Here is a 20,062-nt window from a genome sequence, read left to right as displayed (position 1 = left end):
TATTATAAAAAGCATAGAAAAAGTATTTAAAAAAGCACAAATTTTACGTTGTAATTTTGTTAATGATGTTACTGATTTCAGAGTATTCAATCAGGGCGGTGTTTGCGACTGAGAGGCTCAAAAGTGGCGTTTAACTGATACCTAATAAAACTAATCCAAAATCACGTTAACACGATATGAATGAGTAAAAGATCTAACACATAAAGGGGCAGAAATAAGTTAGGACGCTAAAAATTAAGCCTGTGAAAAATAAAAAAGCAGAGCCATAGGCTCTGCTTTTATATTATCTGTCGAATACGCGGTTATTTTACTTTAACTGCCCAGCCACATTGCTGTGGGTAGATACGATGAATAATTGTCTTATTTCGCTTTTTCAATAGGATGTGGCAGGTTTCAATTAATAAACCAAATGCCATCGCAAAATACACATATCCTTTATTCAAATGAATCGCAAAACCTTCAGCCATTAACATACCACCTAACATTACTAAGAATAGTAGTGCTAATGTTTTTAAGCCCGGATAGCGCAATACATAATAGTTGATCTTCTCAGCACACAGTACCATCACAACTGCTGACGCTAAAATCGCAGCAACCATCAATGGGACTTCACTTGTCATACCAACCGCTGTGATAACAGAGTCCATAGAGAACACCGCATCAACCGCTACGATTTGTAGCAAGACTAAAGCAATACCTGCTCGCACTTTGCTGGCTTCTTGGTGATGAGCACCAGAGAAACACATCCACAATTCTTTTAAGCTTTTCGCTAATAAGAATGCACCACCACCAATCATGATCAAATCACGACCAGAGAACGGAGAGTCAGCAATAGAGAATAACGGTTTAGTTAATGACATTACCCAACTGATTGAGAACACAAGACCAATACGCGCAGCAACAGCTAGTGCAATACCTAGGTTACGGGCTAATTTTCGTTGATGTTCTGGTAATCGCTCACATAGTACTGAAATAAACACAATATTATCGACACCTAATACCACTTCTAAGGCAAATAAGGTCGCAAATATCATCATTGCTTCAGGTTGAAGGAAAAGATCTAGCATTGAATAGACTCCTTAACAAAGGAGTTTAGGAAAAGAGAACAACTCGTGGGGTCGTCCATATGTATTTTATACCTCTTAAAATTAAAGTAGCGCTATTCAACCACAACCGTTGCGAATAACAATTGAGATTTTGTAACAACATGTAAGCGACGCTTACCGTATGACTCATCCATGATTGCTATTAATCGTAGTGGAAAAATACACTGTAAAAATAATATTGAAACCTCCCTCTCAAAATGTAAACTCAACATTTTACTTTTTGTTAACTATAGAAAGATAATGAAACATAAATTCTGTTTATTAATTGCATTTGTAAGCTTTTTTTCAACATCTGTTCAGGCCAAAGATCTAGTCGATACGCTAAATTCAGTAGATAATGGCTTACAAAAGCTGCAAAACAGCATTCAACAGTCGAAACGTCAGATCCGAGAAAGAAAAGAGAAACGAGAGCGCCTCGAAAATGCATGGAACAACATGAAAGATGCTGACTATGTAGAAAATCGTTGGAATAACTATCTCGATCAACAAGCACGTGAACGTAAACAACGTGCAGAACAACGCAAACGTAAATTTGTCGATAATTTAACGTCAGATCTTAATAAAGCGATCCGTGATGCCACCAATACCCATTAATCACGGAAATATGTGGTAAGGATAACCATGAAAAAAGCATTGCTCATTATTACAACCTGTTTACTTGCCGCAGGGTGTTCATCAAACCAAGTTGAATGTCTCTATAACTGCAAGCCCACTTATCCCAACCATAACGGGAATATCAATGGTGGAAATATAAACACAGGTAATGTGAATAATGAGCAAGCCATGCAGGCATTATTGGCTTATCTTGGTGTGCAAGTGAAAAAGCAATGGGGCGATGACGAATTCCTTCAGGCAGGAAAACACCGTTATGTGAAATACTTTGATGGTTATCGTACGCGTGCACACATTGATTTTGATAACGGTAAAATTTACGTTTCAACTGTTGCTCAATACGCACCTGAAGCCACATTGAGAAAAGCGATTGAAGAAACCTTGCTAATGCCAGCCGATCCATCCCAAGTGGATTTGTTCAGTGATAAATCGATCCCATTAAACGGTAAGCCTTTCTTACTTGGGCAAGTTAAAGATCAAGATAACCAAGATATTCAATGGCCGTGGCGTGCTGGACGTTTCGCAGATTATTTAATTGAAAATAAGCTACAAACCAAACCACTTAAACGAGGCACAGCTTACTACGTTGAAATCGATATGGTTAGCGATCACCTTGAACAACGCGAATACCAATATGCTGATATTATAAAACGCGCATCAAAACAATACGGTATTTCAGAAGATCTGATCTATGCGGTGGTAAAAACAGAAAGCAGTTTTAACCCGTTTGCTGTCAGCCACGCAGGGGCTTATGGCTTGATGCAAGTTATTCCGAAAACAGCAGGTGCTGATGTATTTAAACTGGTGAAGAACAAGCCAGGGATACCAACCAAAGACTACCTGTTTGATCCGGCTAACAACATTGATACGGGTACCGCTTATTTGCACATTTTACAAACCCGCTATTTAAGGGATGTGCGAAATCCTACCACTAAGCATTACAGTATGATTTCCGCTTATAACAGTGGTACAGGTGGCGTATTATCAACCTTTGATCCAGATAGGCAGCGAGCTATGGATAAGCTCAATCAGTTACAACCCAATCAAGCTTATTGGGCATTAACCAATAAACATCCGAAACTTGAAGCGCGCCGATACTTAGAAAAAGTGCTGAACTTCCAAAAAGAATTTCAGTCACTATGATCTATATATACCCAGACACTTGGTTATAAAACAAAGCCCTATCATCGACCATCGTGATAGGGCTTTGTGTTTTGTATCATCAGGCTTGGATCGCTTGGCGAGTAAATCCTTTATTTTTCGCTAATAAGTCTGCGGCTGTTTGAGCATCAACACCAGCTAAAATCATCACAATCGCGGTTTTACAATGACCATCACAGGCAGTTAATGCGTGTTCAGCTTCATCACGGCTACATTCAGTTGCTTGCATCACAATGTTTTTCTGGCGTTCAACCAATTTGGCATTGGTCGCTTCAACATCCACCATTAAATTGCCATACACTTTACCAACACGGATCATCGCCCCTGTTGTCAGCATATTTAGCACTAACTTTTGCGCAGTACCTGCTTTCATACGCGATGAGCCCGTTACAACTTCAGCCCCAACCACTGGCGTGATAGCTACATCTGCCAGTTCAGCCATTGGGCTTTGTGGATTACAACTAATGGACGCGACCATCGCATTTTGTGATTTGGCATATTCCATCGCACCTATCACATAAGGGGTACGTCCGCTGGCAGCAATGCCAACTAAAACGTCTTTTGAATTAAAGTTAAGATCAATCAGATCTTGTGCGCCCATTTCACGATTATCTTCTGCGTTTTCTACCGCTTTTAAAATTGCTTGATGGCCACCAGCAATTAAGCCGACAACTTGTTCTGGCTTACTACCATAAGTAGGTGGACACTCACTTGCATCTAAAATACCTAATCGACCAGAGGTGCCTGCACCAACGTAAATTAAACGTCCACCTTGTTGAAAAGCCGCTGCAATAGCATCAACGACAACCGCAATTTCAGGTAATACTTGTTCAACCGCTAACGCGACTTTTTTATCTTCATTGTTGATCACCTTCAGCATATCAACTGTGGATAACATATCGATGTTTTGGCTTGCCGTATTGCGACTTTCTGTGACGAGTTGGGTCAGATCAATCTTCAAGGTTTTCATCCTAGTTTTATTCATTCTTTATTAATCATAACCAACAAGCGTATCAGGCTCTAGATTCTTGTTCGCGATTAATATAACGCTGTAAATATCACGGTAACTTAGTGTTTTTCAGGCTATTATCAAGACAAATGCTCGAACTGTTATTACTATGACTGCACTTGATAAAATCGCCAACCTACAATCACAATTCTCCCCTAATGGTCAAAAGATTGCGACCTTGGTTTTAGCACAACCTGAATTAGTGGTTTCGCTGTCATCACAAGAACTTGCGAAAGCTGCCAATGTTAGTCAATCGAGTATTGTAAAATTTACTCAGCGTATTGGTTTTAAGGGATTTCCTGCCTTTAAAATGGCGATCAGTGAAGAATTAGCAAGGCACAATACCATCGGTGGTAATGTGCTGAATCAATTATCGACTCAACCAGAGCCCAATAACACGCTTGCGAGCAGCTTAAGTAAAATGGCACAACAAAAAGCCAATGCCATTATTGATACAACCAAAGCTATTGATACACAATTACTGACCGATATTGCAGCACGGTTAAGCCAAGCCCAACGGATTCAACTCGTCGGGCTGGGAGCAAATGCCATTATCACCCGTGATTTTAATGATAAGTTGCTAGCCTTAGGTTTACCTGTTATTCACAGTAAAGATCATGCGCTGCAAAGTACCATCGCCAACACACTAACAGAGCAAGACGTGCTTTTTGTGATCAGTAATAACAGTGAACAACCCATTTTACAGCTTACAGTCCATGCCGCTAAGCTTCGTGGCGCTGGTATTATTGTCATAAGCACACCCGATGATTTACTGCTTAATTCCCTTGCTGATATGAAGCTCGATGTAATTTGTGAACCGCCACTGCATAGCATTGCGAATCAGCATTTCAATTTACACCTTGCAGCACAACAAACGCTGACCGACATCATTTGTATAGCCTTACAACAATAACTAAAACTGCTTAATTTACTTTTTGTTACCTTTAAAGACGCAATAAAGGGAACCCTGTTTTTGGTATACTGTCTGACTATATTATTTTGGCAGTATATCTTCGCCAGCAATCTGCAGTACCGATTAAAAATCGCTTTTTCGCACGATGCCAGCATGCTGCACGCCTTCATTAGAGAAAATCTGACCAATTATGACGCAATCACGCATTCCAGCTGAGACGGCTTCATCCTCTGAAAAACAGGATAATGCGGTTCAGCCACCGAAAAAAAACAAACTAAAACAAGTGGCGAAGTGGACTTCTATTGCCATACTAACCCCTATCATTGCCGCAACTGGGGTACTCGCTTATGGGGTTAAGATCGATTTAGCTGACCATCGACATGATATCAACCAATGGTTAAGTTCTACTTTAGATCGTGAAACAACCATTGGTGGTGACATGTCACTGACCCTATCATTCAGCCCTGAAATTGAGTTAAGCGATGTCACCGTTGCCAATACTGAAGCAATGAAATGGGAACCGATGCTTAAATCAGGCTACATCGGTGCAAAAATATCTGTTTTGCCTCTTCTATCTCATACCCTAAAGATTGACTATCTGGATCTCAAAGATATTTCATTACATCTGTCAAAAGATAATCAAGGGAAAGCGAACTGGGTGTTTGCCGAGCAAGCTAATGAAAAACCGAAAGAGACCACTCAATCAACGCCGTTTAAACTGGCATTGAGCAACAATATTCGAGCGGAAAAAGTATCGGTTGATTATTTAGATCAACATACCGAGCAGTATGCCAACGTATATTTAGATCAATTAGCGTTAACCAAACCTGATAAATGGCTATTACAAGCGAAAGGTAATGCCATGGGGAATGAATATGATGTTTCACTGGCCGGTGATTTAGAATCACTGATTAATGAACAACAAGGCAAATTAGACGCAAGAGGCAGCTTTGCTGGGGCGAAACTCAATATTGATGCAGATATTCATCCATTCCACAGTAGTACGCCGTCAAAAGCCAACGTAAAACTTGATTGGGTTGATACCGCGCAGCTTGAATCCCTGCTTGATATTGATTTGCGTCATGCCGCGCCAATGTCACTAACAACCCAAATTACTGCGTCAAGCAAAGGCATTTCACTGGCTGATATCGCGCTAACGAGCCCCATCACGTCTGCTAAAGGTTTCCTTGATATTTCATTGGCTCAAAACGCAAAAGATCTTAATCATATTAACGGTAAGCTAAATATTCCGTTAATCGATCTGCGCCCATGGTTACAACCCCAACCTCCGGTTATGTACGGTGTCGGTTATGCAGCAGCAGCACCTCAAAAATCGCCTCTGCAAAAAGCGCTGGATCAATGGCTTGTTAAAACAGAAACCCATCTTGATCTATCTGTCGATGAGATTAAAGGCTTAGGTACACCTGTTAATAATATCTCGCTTAAAGTGGAAGGCGATAAAGGTAAACTTCACGCTCCAATGACTGCCAATATTGCAGATGTGCCATTTCGTGGCACGGCTGATATTGATGCCACCCAATGGACATCAACCGTTGATGTGAAATTAGGCGCTCAAGACTCACAATTAGGTGAAATGGCTGGTTGGATCTCAGGGATCCCAGATGCAAAAGGACATCTTGATAAGGCTCAGCTACAGCTGACGACCCAAGGTACAAAACTTCAAGAGTGGATTGATAATAGCCAGCTCTCGCTCAATATTGATAAAGCGCATATTGACTGGGGAGCCAAAGCATCTTTTGCCATTGATAAAGCAGCACTAACATCTGGTATGGAGCAGCCATTTAGTTCTGACATCCAAGGTCAGATCATGGATATTCCCGTTAAGATCACAGCGAAAGCAGGCACACTATCCGATATTATTAACCATCGTAATTGGATGCCATCACTACACTTTTCCAGCCCTGTTGTTGACATAAAAGCACAAGGTGAATTTGTAAAAACTAATTGGCAAAAAGGCAGTTGGTTAAACCTAACCGTACACAGTAAAGATGCAGGTAAACTAAGTCCATGGCTGGGTACACGTGCATCTATGCATGGCAAAATCGATTTCAAAGGAAAGCTAACTAATACCGGTGATTGGCTAACATTAAATATCCCCACCATGGCATTAATGCAGAGCCAAGGTAAGGTCGATTTTAAATGGAAACAAAATACTAAAACGCCATTTTTAACGCTTAATGCGCAATTTGATACTCTAAATTTCAATCAGTTAGGGCAATTTGTTGATCGCGAAAAAGTACCAACTGTTGAGCAAACAGTACCAACTCAAGGTGTGAATCTTGATATGCCGTTACTTAGCAATAAAGTCGTGATTGCCGATGCTGATGTAAAACTTGGCATCAATAAAATGCTTTGGGCTAATCAACAAATTGATGACACCCAATTTAGTGGCCAGTTACGTGACGGTAAATTAAAACCCGCTCCTTTTAGTGCTCGCTATGCGGGAAGTTTGTACCAAGGTGATATTTCACTGGATATCAATAATAACGCTATCCAATCTCAACTCCATCTAGGGGTAGATAAGCCGAATATCGGTCAAATCTTAAAACAGTTCAATGTGACCAATGATCTTGGTATGACACTCGATAGCGCTAAATTATCTTTGTCGTTATCAGGTCGTACTGTGCTTGAGTTAATGGAACAGGCTAAAGTCGAAGCACAACTAAACGGTGGTAAACTGCGTGTTGCAGATACTTACACAGGCAAAGCCTTTGATGTCGCACTTCGTCAGGGTAAGTTTATTACAGGTCCCGATACCGCAACTCACTTGATTATCTCAGGCCAAGCTGCAAATAAGCCCGTTAACATTGAGATTGATTCTGTATCACTGAAACAAGCCAATGATGGGCGTAAATCGGTGCCTGTTACCTTAACGGCTAATGTCGGTGATATTGCACTCAATGCCGAATCTGATGTATCGCTACCCATTAATCCACAAAAGTTGAATTTAAACTTTAAGGCAACAACGCCTAACTTAGATCGCTTTAATGCGTTTACCGGTCTTGAGCTGCCACCGTATGGTCCAGTGACGGTTGCCGCATCCGTTTCAACCGATAAAGTCGGCTACCATTTGCGTAATATGCTGGTTCAAGTAGGGAGCAGTAAATTACAAGGTAAAGGTGATTTCTTACCACCGATGAAAGGCCAAGATCGCCCAACCGTATCATTAGATCTTCGCGCACCGTTCATTCAAATTAACGATTTTAAAGTTAAAAATTGGCAAGCATGGCTACCTAAAGACAGCAAAGAAAAAACTACACCAGCAAAAACAGTCGATAAACCTGTACCTGTTCTTAGCCCTGAAGGTTTAAATAAGCTGAATGCTAATTTCAAACTCAATGTCGGTGAAGTACGCTCAGGTAAAGACTGGTTAGGCGCAGGAAAACTAGACTGGACATTACATAACGGTTTACTGAGTTTAAACCTGCTGCACATTAAATTACCGGGCGGAAATATTGATATTAAAGGTTCGGTCAAAGCACAAAAAGAGCTATTTGATATCCATCTTAATGGATTCGTGAAGAACTTTGACTACGGCATTATTGCTCGTCGAATCGATCCAAAAACCGATATGAAGGGTAAGATCAGCTTTGAATTTAATCTTAATAGTTTGGCAAATACACCAGATAGCCTAATGAATAACGCTAACGGTTTTATCGGTTTTGCCGCTTGGCCTAAAGCTTTCCAAGCAAACTTAATTGACTTATGGGCGGTAAGTTTAGCCGATGCTGTATTACCTAAATTTGTTACTAAAGATCATTCCGTATTAAATTGTGTAGCAGGTGGCTTTAATGTAAAAAATGGCAACATGACGCAACGTGATTTATTGCTTGATACTTCCCGTATTCAAGTACATGGTGCTTTTAATGCAAGTTATAAAAATCGTGACTTTAATCTGTATTTATCTCCAAAATCGAAAAAAGCCCAGATTTTCAGCTTACAAACACCGGTTGATGTTCATGGTACCTTTGATAAATTCAACTTTAATGTACCACTGTCCGCTATTTTAAAAACATCAGTACGCTTTACTACCAGCCCTGTCGTCGCACCATTGCAGTGGCTATTTGAAAAGCCCATCGCAGCGAATGGCTCGGCTGAATGTGAACGCATTTGGCAACAAAAATAAGTATCTGTTGTTACAACCTAAAAGACCCAGTGCATACTGGGTCTTTTTCTTTACTTACTATAGAAAACTACTATCTATCACTTAAATACTTGCTTTTATAGGTAGAAGCTTTAGCAAAAATAAAGAGAAAAAATAAGATCGGTACAAATCCGAACGAATATCTAATCTTACTATTTTCAAGTAGTTGATAAGTACATAAAATGAACACTGAAAAAACAATTAAAATGTTAAACTTATGTATCAATGGATGCTTTTTAGAAAAGTAAGCATAAGCGCGGATCATAACAAACTCTATATAATATTTATAATTAGTAAAACTTTTATATTATAAGAAATATTTTTTAAAAAAATAAGCACAACGAAGCTATTAATCCTACTAACAATCCAAACTATGATTTCGATTCAAAATCTACGGCAACAACGCAGGATAGCGATACGCAGCAAGAGCTAACACTCAGTGTTCCGAGTTTTAACAAAGCTATCGTCGTGCCAAAAGGGAGTAATGTTGCCGCAACGTTAGAAGCACATGGGTTACCTTTGATTGTGGCTTGTCGAAGTGGGATTTGTGGTTCTTGCAAATGTAAAACGACGCCAAATATTACTACATCAACAAGTGCTGAGACACTAAAAAAGAAGAAATCGAACAAGGCTATATTCTTGCTTGTTCTTCTACAATTATTGCAAATGCAGAAGTTAGCTTTACATAAGAAAATGTCTGTGGAAATAAACCACAGGCATATCTTTAAATTAGCTGAATAAATTCAATATATATTAAAATAATCGTTTGTTATTTAACAGCCAAATAGCGCCACTAATAAACTCAACTTTATTCGTTTATTTATAATAAACTCAACAGCTAAAATTTTTTTTAATTACTATAGGTTAATTGCAACTATTACCTACTCACCTTAAATCTATACAAATTTATATAAAATCTTTCACAATATCGCTCATTTTGTGATCAAAACACCGTTATTTATTTGTATAACGGATTCTTTACCCGTATTTTATTTTCCAGAGCAATCTTAAAGTTTTATTTAGAATGAAGCGCTTTATTACAGTGCCTATACGGGTTAGTCAGATTCTAAAACTATGAAATAATTATTTCTGAGCTATCTAAATAAAACAAAAAATAAATGTACTTGTACTCCTAACACCCAAACCAATTAATTGGCTGGCTTTACAGGTAAAGCAATACAGGAAATTCAATGTTTACTTATTATGTCGTTCTCGCGATCTATTTTTGCATTATTTTTGCGATAGGTATTTTCGCAGCAAGAAAGACGGGAGGTAATTCAGATTATGTTCTTGGTGGTCGTAATTTAAGCCCTGGTGTGACTGCACTCGGTGCTGGTGCATCAGATATGAGTGGTTGGTTATTACTCGGCCTTCCCGGTGCAGTTTTTGTTTCAGGTTTAGATCAAATTTGGTTACCTATTGGTTTAATTATTGGCGCATGGTTAAACTGGCGCTTTGTCGCGCGAAAGTTACGTATTTATACCGAAAACGTCGGCGATGCGATAACTATTCCCTCTTATTTCGATACGCGATTTGGTAGTGGTAACCGTACTCTACGCTTTATGACTGCTGTCGTCATACTCACATTCTTTACTCTTTATGCTGCTGCAGGTTTTGTTAGTGGCGCTTTCTTAATTCAAACTCTATTTAATATTCCTTACACTACCGCAGTTTGGGCTGGAGCCATATTCTTAATGGCTTATACCGCGATAGGTGGATTCTTAGCCGTTAACTGGGTTGATTTTTTCCAAGGTTCATTGATGTTCTTTGCACTCATCATTACGCCAATAGTAACTTGGTATAACCTAGATCCAGCCATTGCATCTGATGTATTACCGACCCATTATTTTTCAGTTATTAGTGAAAATACGAGCGCGATTGGCGTGTTCTCATTACTAGCATGGGGATTAGGTTACTTTGGTCAGCCGCACATTCTCGTTCGCTTTATGGCGATTGGGGATGTCAAAGGAATGAGCATTGCTCGTAAAATTTGTATGGGATGGATGATCGTCTCTTTAGTTGGCGCATTTGCGGTAGGAATTACTGGCGCAATGTACTACTCAGGAGCCGCTCATCACTTTGATAATGAAATGGTATTCTTAGAGCTTGCTAAAGGCTTATTCCCAACATGGATCGCTGCAATCCTTATTGCCGCTGTATTGTCTGCCGTAATGAGTTCTGTTGCAGCTCAGTTATTAGCCTCATCAAGTGCGATAACCGAAGATATCACTCACTTTTTCAACATCAAACTGAGCGAGAAATCACAAGTTGTCCTTGGACGATTATCTGTTGTTGCCGTTTCGTTAGTGGCTATGATTTTTGCTAGTAACCCACAAAGCACGATTTTATCGATTGTTGGACACGCTTGGGCTGGCATGGGTGCTGCGTTTGGACCTGTTGTATTATTCTCGCTATTTTGGCGTCGTTGTAGCGCCCACGGTGCTATCGCGTGTATGGTTGTTGGTGCAGGAGTCGTTATTGCTTGGATAGCAGCACATGCTGCTTGGCCGAACTCAACCTTATTTAGCGTCTATGAAATCATACCAGCCTTTATTTTGTCATCCGCAGCACTGGTTATTGTCAGCCTTAAAGGTGAACAACCGAGTGAAAAGACACTACGTCATTTCGATGAAGTAAATGAACATTGTGAAAAACTCAAATTGGAACCACTGAAATAATCAAAAGGAATTTTTCGCGATAAAAAAGCCGCATATATTCAACTCAACAGAGTCAATATATGCGGCTTTATATTTAACATTTATAAGCAGCAATAAAAGATAAAATAATTATCGCCTTAATGCATTTAGCTTAGTTTGCGCAATACCAAAGACAGTATCATTTGGATATATGCCTTGCTCTGCATCAGTCCCCGTTTGTTTACCCGTGAAGATCTCAATGGCTTGAGAAACATGGTCAATCGCCCAAATATGGAACTCACCTTTTTCTACTGATTCTACAATATCTTTGCGTAACATTAAGTTATGTACGTTAGATTGTGGAATGATCACCCCTTGATTAGCGGTTCTTCCTTTGATCGCACACACATCAAAGAAACCTTCAATCTTCTCATTCACCCCGCCAATCGGCTGCGCTTCACCAAATTGGTTCATCGAACCAGTGATGGCGATATCCTGACGTAGCGGTAAACCAGAGAAAGCCGAAACAATCGCACACACTTCAGCCATTGAAGCACTGTCCCCATCCACGCCACCGTAAGATTGCTCAAAGGTGAGATGTGTTGTTAATGGGATCTTAGCTGTTTTACCAAATACTGATGCTAGATATGCAGATAGAATCATCACCCCTTTCGAGTGAATACTTCCACCTAGCTCTGCACTACGTTCAATATCAAACACTTCACCGCTACCGTACGCTGTCGTTGCGGTTATTCGGCTTGGTGCACCAAATCGATAATCAGACGTTGCTATCACAGATAATGCATTGACCTGTCCGATGGCTTGATGATCAACATCAATGAGAGTAGTCCCTGTAACAAAGCTTTGCATCACATGATCTTTTAAGCGACTCACACGCTGCTCTTGATTTTGTAATGCTTGCTCAACATGACTACTGCGGATCATGGTTGCGTTAGATGATTTCGCTACGTAATTAGTCTCACGCAGTAAATTCGCAATATCAGCAGAATGTAATGACAACTTATGCTGATCATCCGCTTGGCGAGAGCTGTATTCAATGATCCTTGCAATCGCTTTTCGATCACAATGAAGCATATCGCCATCATGAACGATGCTGGCAATAAAGCGAGCATATTGCTCTTCAGAGGTATCTGTACGTGGCATATCATCTTCAAAATCTGCCGTGACACGAAATAGCTCTTTAAACTCTGGATCGTAATGTTGTAGTAACTGATAGGTTTGATAATCACCAAACAAAATCAGTTTTACATTCAATGGGATCGGCTCTGGCTCTAATGAAATGGTGCCAGACAACGTCACTTCACGTTCAAGCGAACTTAAATTCAACTTTTGCGCACGCAGTGCACGTTTTAAACCATCCCAAACATAAGGACGTTCTAAAACTTTTACCGCATCCATCATTAACACGCCACCATTAGCACGGTGTAAACTACCGGCACGGATCAATGAGAAATCAGTAAAGACGGTTCCTTTGAAGGTCGCATTTTCAACGTAACCAAAAATAGAGTGGTAGTTTGGACTCTCTTCAACCTCAACAGGAAACTTACGCTCAACATCTTGATGAACAAGTACATTGATTTGGTAGCGACGTGGCATTTTCTTGTCTAACGATGCATAAGCTAATGCGACTTGCTCTTCACTTTCTTCTAAGAAAATATCAATATTTTCTAGAATGTCGTTATACATTGCTGATAAGTAAGCTTTAATCTCAGGCAGCTTACTGTATTTCGCTTTCAGATCTTTAATGCAATGCGCAGTCACATCTTTGGCAATATCCTCATCAAGCTTTTGCTGCTTGTCCGAGTACTTTTCTTCCCATTCTGTTAACTGACGAACAATACCACGCAGCTCAACTTCAAGATCATTGATCGTCTCTTCAAACGTTTGTTGTTCTTTATCACTTAATTCGGCAAATGAATCTTCGGTATGCGGCTCTTCACCATTCATCGCCACCAGCTGATAATCACCTTGGGTAGTAATAGTTAAGCCAACACCTCGCTCTTCTGCGCCTTTTTTCATTGTCATTAACGCATTTTCTTGTTTCTGCGCTAATTGTGTTTTTAACTTTTCAGCTCGGCTAATATAAAGCTCATTATCAAATGCCATTGGAAATGCTTTTACTAAGCGTTTCATGAGCTGTTCAATATCTTTTTTAAATGCACTACCTTGACCGGCTGGTAGCTTTAGTACCTTAGGGCAACGGGTATCATCAAAATTCGAGACATAACACCAGTCATACAATGTATTGGCATTGCCATTAGGATCGTGACGATTCAAGTAACGCATCACCATGGTACGTTTACCTAATCCATTACGACCTATTGCATAGATATTGTAGCCTTTTTCCTTAATCGACATCGCAAACTCAACCGCTTGTTGTGCTCGCTCTTGTCCTACTATTTCATCTAATGGTGTAAGGTGTTTAGTTGACTTACACTCATCACTCAATCCGTTTAGCGCTGATACGCGATACAGCTTGTCACTGGTTAGAGGTTTAACTGACATAATCGATCCCTCTCGTTACGACGTCTACCTTCAGTCTACTAATAAAATATTGATTTTTTAGAGACTTAAGCTATAAAAAGTGGCGTTAGTCTCATTTTTTAATGTTTAGCGCTGAAAAATTAGGCACAAAAAAGCCTAACATTGCTAGTATCACTTTTAATATAGTAATACTCAGTAAGTTAGGCTTTTTTATTGCGTAATGTAACGCGATTACAAGGTTGCCATTGCTCCTTTACCTACCCCTTCGTAGGCAACAACATCAAGGCAATCAGCAGCAGATAAACTTGGTTTTACCGTTTCAGCAATATAGCTGGCAAGTAATTCAACAGTAGTATCGGTGGCTAACATTTCTGTTTCTGAACGAGCAATCGCCAGTTCAAACTCACCTTGTGGTGCGGTGTAGCGGAAACCATAATGGGTTTCATCCGATACCGATTTAGCACACTCACTTAAATTCAGTTCGCTAACACTGCATACATCTTCTTCTGAACCTAAGTAAATATCTTGCCAACGCTTCGCCCATTGCTTCTCTAGTTCAGCATTGCGCTCGCCATTAACAATAAGCTCAATCGGAGAACGGTGACCGTGTGCAATACGTTGACAATTACCATCATGTTTTTTCAAACCGTGGCTGTAATGATAAAAAGCACCTTGAATGACTTCATGGCGAAGTGCTACTTCCAGACCTTGCACATTCTCAGGTAGATTATCTTTAAGCACATGGTAAACATGCTCAGTCACACTTTCAATAGTCACTGTCTCTGCATCAATAAAGCAAAATGCTTGCTCTGGACAATGTAAGTGAATATTTTTGTCTTCTCGCAGAAGATCGACTGTCGCATAGCCCGTTTTAGTCGCGGCAGTATGAATTGCTGGAGATTTAGCAGGCACAATTAAACGGTGATCGACATATTGATCAACTAATTGTTTGATCTGTTTCTTAACACGACTGAAATCAAGCACCATGCTCATTTCATTTAACTCGCCCGACATCACCACATCAAGAATCCAACTTTCGCCAACCATACCGCGATCGGTACATAGGTATGACGCATCAATTACAGTGAGATCTCTGACAAATAGCTTCAAAGTGAAGTCCTTATTGATAATGGTTGTCGTTTCTAGGGGAATGCATTATACGCTGCTGGCGCAATGAGTAAACAAGCAAAATCAGTAAACACTAGATATAAAAAAGCAGCGATGATTATCATCACTGCTCTCATTAATATTAGTCATTAAAAAGATCTAGAAACGATAGTTCGCTGACATGTAGAACGTCGTAATACTCTTTAGATCAGACTGAGTATTTGGATATACGATATCCTCACCTTTTGAGCCAGCCCAATCAGTTTGCTTTTTACGTTGGCTAGATGTTTGACGGGCACCAATTTCTGTCGTTAAATGGTCGGAAATTCGCCAAGCAACACCTGCTTGAATACCAAGCACAGGGTTTGATTGCTTATAAGAACCATATTGTTCGCTGGTTGTTTCAGCAATCATGTAACCAACATGCGCACCCACAAATGGGTTAATCGCTTTATCTGCTAAGAAGATATAATCAGCACTTAATAAATGAAGAGTGACGTCAGTATCGGCTATCTTTTTATTCTCAAACTCAGATTCACCACTCATTTTCTGGTAACTATAGTAAACTCGTCCATTACCACCAGCGGTATAAAAACCGATATCAGCGCCAGCAAAACCGCTTGCGTCAGGTGAAGAAGGTGAAATTGCATTTTTATCTTTATCAGTATGAACAAGAGAAAAGCTCATATCAGCCATTCCACCTGTTAACCCTACGAAATAGTGCATTGTGTCATCAAATTTTGGCACTTCATCTTCAATTGGTGATAAGCCATTTTCAGGTGTCGCAACCACAGGCTCTAAAACTAGCGGCTCACTCGGGATATAAGCTGAATTTTCTGTTGATAATTCTTCTGCGGCAAAAGTTGTTGAAGAAAAAAGAGCACTAAGTAATACGCTCGCAAGCAATGTCTTATTCATAAACCGATCTGTTTCATCCTGTTTCATTGTATTTAAGCGTTAAGCCTACGAAGGGCTAAAACTTATAATCATTCCAATAGTGGTATGATTATATACTGAAACGCAAACAAAACTCGATCTTGTTATGAAATTTACACAGTAATAAGTGGTGGTAATATTCTACGCACCACTTACAATATTTTGTTGCAATTATTCTTCTTTTAACCAATTTAATGCATCGATTGAGTTATCAAAATAACGCACTTCACCGGATAGGAACCAATTCCCTACTTTTGCGCCTACTTCTTGCCAATGTTTATTGCCATACAACGCTACTTTACGAAATTGCTTACCGTGCTTTAAGCCTAGCTTTAGATCATCCCAGGCTGCATGTATATCCCAACCATCACACTCAGTACCGTCAAAATACACATCAACAATGGGTTTATCGACATCGGCTAACGCATCATCAATTTCAGGCGTAATAAGCTGGTAATCTTGATGGGTTAATTTACCTGTTGCTTTTAATTCAACGAAAAACTCATCACCGTTGTTATCAATTTCGATTTTAATGCCATGAGACTTTGTCATTTCATTATCTCCTCGATCTGTATTTAACGTTATTGTTATTTTGATAAGACTGTATAACAGAAACAATTTTACGATAGTGACAATGGTGCAAGATTACTCTGCATGCTTACAGGTTGACATAATTTGAGAGATTTTCATCCCAATACGGCGTTTCACCAATATATTGCTTAAAAAAGCTAATTGCAGCGACGATCTTTTTAGGTAAATGCTTACGGCTTGGGTACACCGCATAAAAGTGCATCCCCTGATTAGCTTCCCAATCATGAAGTAATTGAATCAGTTTTCCGGTTTTGAACTCATCCGTTAAAAGATAAGTTGCAAGATATGCAATCCCCCAACCAGACACGCATGCATCACGAACCGCTTCTGCCAAATCAACCCGATAGTTTCCTGATACTGTGACGCATAAACCTTCTTGATCGCGTAAAAATGACCAAGTGCCGTGATTTATCTGTCTATTTTGATAAACCAGACAGTTGTGATCCTGCAAATCACTAGGGTGAGTAGGTACAGAGTGATGAATAAGATATTCAGGAGATGCCGCAACAATAAAACGGGTATCCGCTAATCGTTGCGCGACATAACCTTCAGGAATATTTTCGATATTGGTGATCCATAAATCCAGCCCTTCATCGACCATATTTGCACGATGATCAAATAAGCTGACTTCAACATGAAGCTCAGGAAATTGTCGGCGAAGATGCTCTATAGCAGGAATAATATGCATAGTGCCAAAAGATTGAGATAAGCCTAAGCGTAAAGTACCGGATACCTCATCACGAATATTTGCCATCATCGCATCAGCATCTAACACCGCTGAGACTAACTGCTCACAATATTTCGCGTATTCAATACCTTCATCAGTCAAAGTAAAGCTGCGTGTCGTTCGCTGCACTAACTTCACCTGCAACTCTGCTTCTAATAAACCCAGCTGTTTACTCACATGCGATGTTGATACCCCGAGTTTATGCGCAGCAATAGTGAAATTGCCACTTTTTACGAGAGTGTGAAATATTGTCATTCGTCCGGCGCGATCTTGAAGCACTACAATTACCTATCTATTTTAAGTCCTTAATAGTTTACTTCAGAACCTACCTATACTGTCATAATTCCTGTTCAGAATAATTATTGTTACCTAATAGTAAAAGTAATTTCCATTAAGGTGTGATTATCATTGCAGTTGAAATAATTATAATACAGCCTCATTTACGAATTAGATTGGAGTGTGGTTGTGAGTTGGTTATTTCTTTTATTAGGTGTTTTGGCTGAAGCTACATCACATGTCGCATTAAAAGCGACAGACAGTTTTACCAATCCACTACCAAGTGCCGTTGTTATTCTCGGCCATATCACAGCTTTTCTCTTTCTAGCTCAAGCAATGAAAAATATTCCAGTAGGTGTTGTCCATGCATCGTGGACAGGTCTTGCTATTGCACTTGTTACAGTACTTTCAAGTGTTATTTATAAACAACATATCGATATTAAAGTATGGATTGGGATGGCGATTATTGCAGTAGGTGTTGCTGTAATTAATTTAGCAGGTGTTTCGCACCACCACTAAATATCCCTTATGTAGCCATTATGAGAGGTTATGATGAACCAACAACGTGCTGAAAACTTATATTACTACTTACGTAATCAAAATAGTTCTCAAAAAGAGATCAATGTTGTTATCAAACAGTTAAGCCAAAACTACGGTATTAATTTATCAGAGCTTGACCGCCGTTATCGTTCACGTATTGGTTATTCACCAAACCGATATGACATTAATACCTATGGTACCGCAGGTTCTCGTACAATGAACCAAACTCGTGGCATGCAAAATAATAAATGAGATATAATAACTCAGAATTAATAATTAAACAGACAAGCTTATATAACAAGCTTGTTTGTTTTTTATAAAGTTAAGATTATCTATAAATTATTTTTATCTTTATTATTTATTTTACCTTTCACTACTACGTTACGTTATTTTTCAAAATACGCTATATCACAATATTTCATTCCATAAACCAATATATAAATGTCAATTTTTTGGCGCTAAATTTATCCACATAGATTTCTGAGGATAAAAACATGCAAAGAAAAATTACACCTTTAGCACTGATTATTTCTTTTCTATTTGCAGCAACAGCACATGCGGCGAGCAGTGACACTTACTATAAAAACATTAAAATAGGTCAAGATATTAGTCGTGCACCCATTGTTTCAAATACAACAAAAACAAATTCAAACACTTTAATTGGTAATAAGATTAGTTATGAAGGTAATGACAATATTATTTTAGGTAACAACTCTAAATTACTTAATAATAACGGTGGCAATGTTGCTTTGGGTAATAATGCTGATATTCAAGGTAGCAACGGCGTCGCTATTGGCAACAATGCTAAGACTAATGGCAGTAGTGTAAATGGTGTTGCGATTGGTAGCTCATCCAATGCAGCTAACGGCAGCTCTATCGCTATTGGTGATAATGCAACAGGTGCCTATAACGGACTAGCCATAGGTAATGATGCAACTGCAAATGGTAATGCCGCTGTTTCTTTAGGCATAAATAGTACTGCATATCAACAAGGTGTTTCTATTGGTAGTAATGCAATGAGTGCCAGTACTGGTGTTGCTCTTGGTGAAAACTCTCAGTCTTGGGATGGACAGATATCAGTTGGCCGCGCAGGTTCAGCAACACAATCTGCTATTACACGAAGAATTGAGAACGTGCATGCAGGCGTGGCTCTAACTGATGCCGTCAATGTTAGCCAGTTAACAAACGTTAAAAATACATTAGGTGGCGAGATTAGTAATAATGCTAAAAACATTACTAGTAATACAACTCATATCAATACTAATACTGCAAATATAACCAGCAACACTAGCGATATTGCCGGAAACAGTACTCGTATTAATAGCAATATCAAAAATATTGCTATTAATAACAGTCATATAAATACTAATACTTCAGGTATTGCCAGCAACACTAGAAACATTACCAGTAATACAACGCATATCAATACCAATACTTCAGGTATAACCAATAACACTAAAAACATTGCCGGAAACAGTACTCGTATTGATAGTAATACCTCTAGCATTACCAACAATACTTCAAATATAACCAACAACACTAACGACATTGCTGGAAACAGCACTCGTATTGATAGTAATACCTCTGGTATCGACAACAACGCTAAAAACATTACCAGCAATACAACGCATATCAATACCAATACTTCAGGTATAACCAGCAACACTAACGACATTGCTGGAAACAGCACTCGTATTGATAGTAATACCTCTGGTATCGACAACAACACTAAAAACATTACCAGCAATACAACGCATATCAATACCAATACTTCAGGT

General features: G+C 39.3%; 16 protein-coding genes. 9 read left to right on the top strand and 7 right to left on the bottom strand.

The annotated features are described in order from the left end of the window. Positions 1-302 precede the first annotated feature (302 nt). Entirely contained in the window at positions 303-1,067 is a 765-nt protein-coding gene (locus CTN01_RS08695) for a TerC family protein (RefSeq protein WP_045150288.1), read from the bottom strand. 279 nt (positions 1,068-1,346) lie between these two features. Here CTN01_RS08695 and CTN01_RS08690 point away from each other — a divergent pair, with 279 nt between their 5' ends. Further along, positions 1,347-1,700 (top strand): hypothetical protein, encoded by a 354-nt coding sequence (locus CTN01_RS08690; RefSeq protein WP_045150289.1) that lies wholly within the window; start codon positions 1,347-1,349, stop codon positions 1,698-1,700. A 27-nt stretch (positions 1,701-1,727) separates the two neighbouring features. Beyond that, a complete protein-coding gene (mltC, locus tag CTN01_RS08685; protein WP_045150290.1) occupies positions 1,728-2,861 on the top strand; it encodes a membrane-bound lytic murein transglycosylase MltC in 1,134 nt (377 codons plus the stop codon). 79 nt (positions 2,862-2,940) lie between these two features. Here the strand turns inward: mltC and murQ are convergent, their stop codons facing one another. Then, positions 2,941-3,840 (bottom strand): N-acetylmuramic acid 6-phosphate etherase, encoded by a 900-nt coding sequence (murQ, locus tag CTN01_RS08680; RefSeq protein WP_107342149.1) that lies wholly within the window; start codon positions 3,838-3,840, stop codon positions 2,941-2,943. A gap of 157 nt (positions 3,841-3,997) precedes the next feature. Between murQ and CTN01_RS08675 the strand changes: the two genes are divergently transcribed. The 4 genes from CTN01_RS08675 (at position 3,998) to putP (ending at position 11,644) form a co-directional block, all read left to right on the top strand. Continuing rightward, positions 3,998-4,801 (top strand): MurR/RpiR family transcriptional regulator, encoded by an 804-nt coding sequence (locus tag CTN01_RS08675; RefSeq protein WP_045150293.1) that lies wholly within the window; start codon positions 3,998-4,000, stop codon positions 4,799-4,801. A 190-nt stretch (positions 4,802-4,991) separates the two neighbouring features. Further along, positions 4,992-8,948 (top strand): AsmA family protein, encoded by a 3,957-nt coding sequence (locus tag CTN01_RS08670; protein WP_045150294.1) that lies wholly within the window; start codon positions 4,992-4,994, stop codon positions 8,946-8,948. 486 nt (positions 8,949-9,434) lie between these two features. Continuing rightward, positions 9,435-9,707, top strand: a complete 273-nt coding sequence (locus tag CTN01_RS23020; RefSeq protein ID WP_045150295.1) for a 2Fe-2S iron-sulfur cluster-binding protein — start codon at positions 9,435-9,437, stop codon at positions 9,705-9,707. 449 nt (positions 9,708-10,156) lie between these two features. After that, complete coding sequence (gene putP, locus CTN01_RS08655) at positions 10,157-11,644, top strand: sodium/proline symporter PutP (RefSeq protein WP_045150297.1); 1,488 nt, start codon at positions 10,157-10,159, stop codon at positions 11,642-11,644. Positions 11,645-11,752: 108 nt separating this feature from the next. Here the strand turns inward: putP and CTN01_RS08650 are convergent, their stop codons facing one another. From CTN01_RS08650 to CTN01_RS08630, 5 genes are all read right to left on the bottom strand, one after another. Then, entirely contained in the window at positions 11,753-14,128 is a 2,376-nt protein-coding gene (locus CTN01_RS08650; protein WP_045150298.1) for a Lon protease family protein, read from the bottom strand. A 210-nt stretch (positions 14,129-14,338) separates the two neighbouring features. Further along, positions 14,339-15,217 (bottom strand): 6-carboxytetrahydropterin synthase, encoded by an 879-nt coding sequence (locus CTN01_RS08645; protein ID WP_045150299.1) that lies wholly within the window; start codon positions 15,215-15,217, stop codon positions 14,339-14,341. 156 nt (positions 15,218-15,373) lie between these two features. Beyond that, positions 15,374-16,132, bottom strand: a complete 759-nt coding sequence (locus CTN01_RS08640) for an outer membrane beta-barrel protein (protein WP_244156117.1) — start codon at positions 16,130-16,132, stop codon at positions 15,374-15,376. A gap of 189 nt (positions 16,133-16,321) precedes the next feature. Then, positions 16,322-16,702, bottom strand: a complete 381-nt coding sequence (locus CTN01_RS08635; protein WP_045083064.1) for a SpoIIAA family protein — start codon at positions 16,700-16,702, stop codon at positions 16,322-16,324. Between the two features lie 106 nt (positions 16,703-16,808). Next, positions 16,809-17,747 (bottom strand): LysR family transcriptional regulator, encoded by a 939-nt coding sequence (locus CTN01_RS08630; RefSeq protein ID WP_045150301.1) that lies wholly within the window; start codon positions 17,745-17,747, stop codon positions 16,809-16,811. Positions 17,748-17,933: 186 nt separating this feature from the next. Here CTN01_RS08630 and CTN01_RS08625 point away from each other — a divergent pair, with 186 nt between their 5' ends. The 3 genes from CTN01_RS08625 to CTN01_RS08615 all read left to right on the top strand — a co-directional run. Then, positions 17,934-18,263 (top strand): DMT family transporter, encoded by a 330-nt coding sequence (locus CTN01_RS08625; RefSeq protein ID WP_005366349.1) that lies wholly within the window; start codon positions 17,934-17,936, stop codon positions 18,261-18,263. 33 nt (positions 18,264-18,296) lie between these two features. Continuing rightward, positions 18,297-18,536 (top strand): hypothetical protein, encoded by a 240-nt coding sequence (locus tag CTN01_RS08620; protein WP_005366350.1) that lies wholly within the window; start codon positions 18,297-18,299, stop codon positions 18,534-18,536. A gap of 242 nt (positions 18,537-18,778) precedes the next feature. Next, the coding region (locus tag CTN01_RS08615) for a beta strand repeat-containing protein (protein ID WP_146150421.1) at positions 18,779-20,062 on the top strand (1,284 nt) is incomplete at its 3' end.

The organism is Photobacterium angustum (assembly GCF_003026365.1).
GTDB classification, from domain to species: Bacteria; Pseudomonadota; Gammaproteobacteria; order Enterobacterales; family Vibrionaceae; genus Photobacterium; species Photobacterium angustum.
The sequence above is the reverse complement of the archived record's forward strand: the minus strand, read 5'-3'. Positions and strand labels throughout refer to the sequence as shown.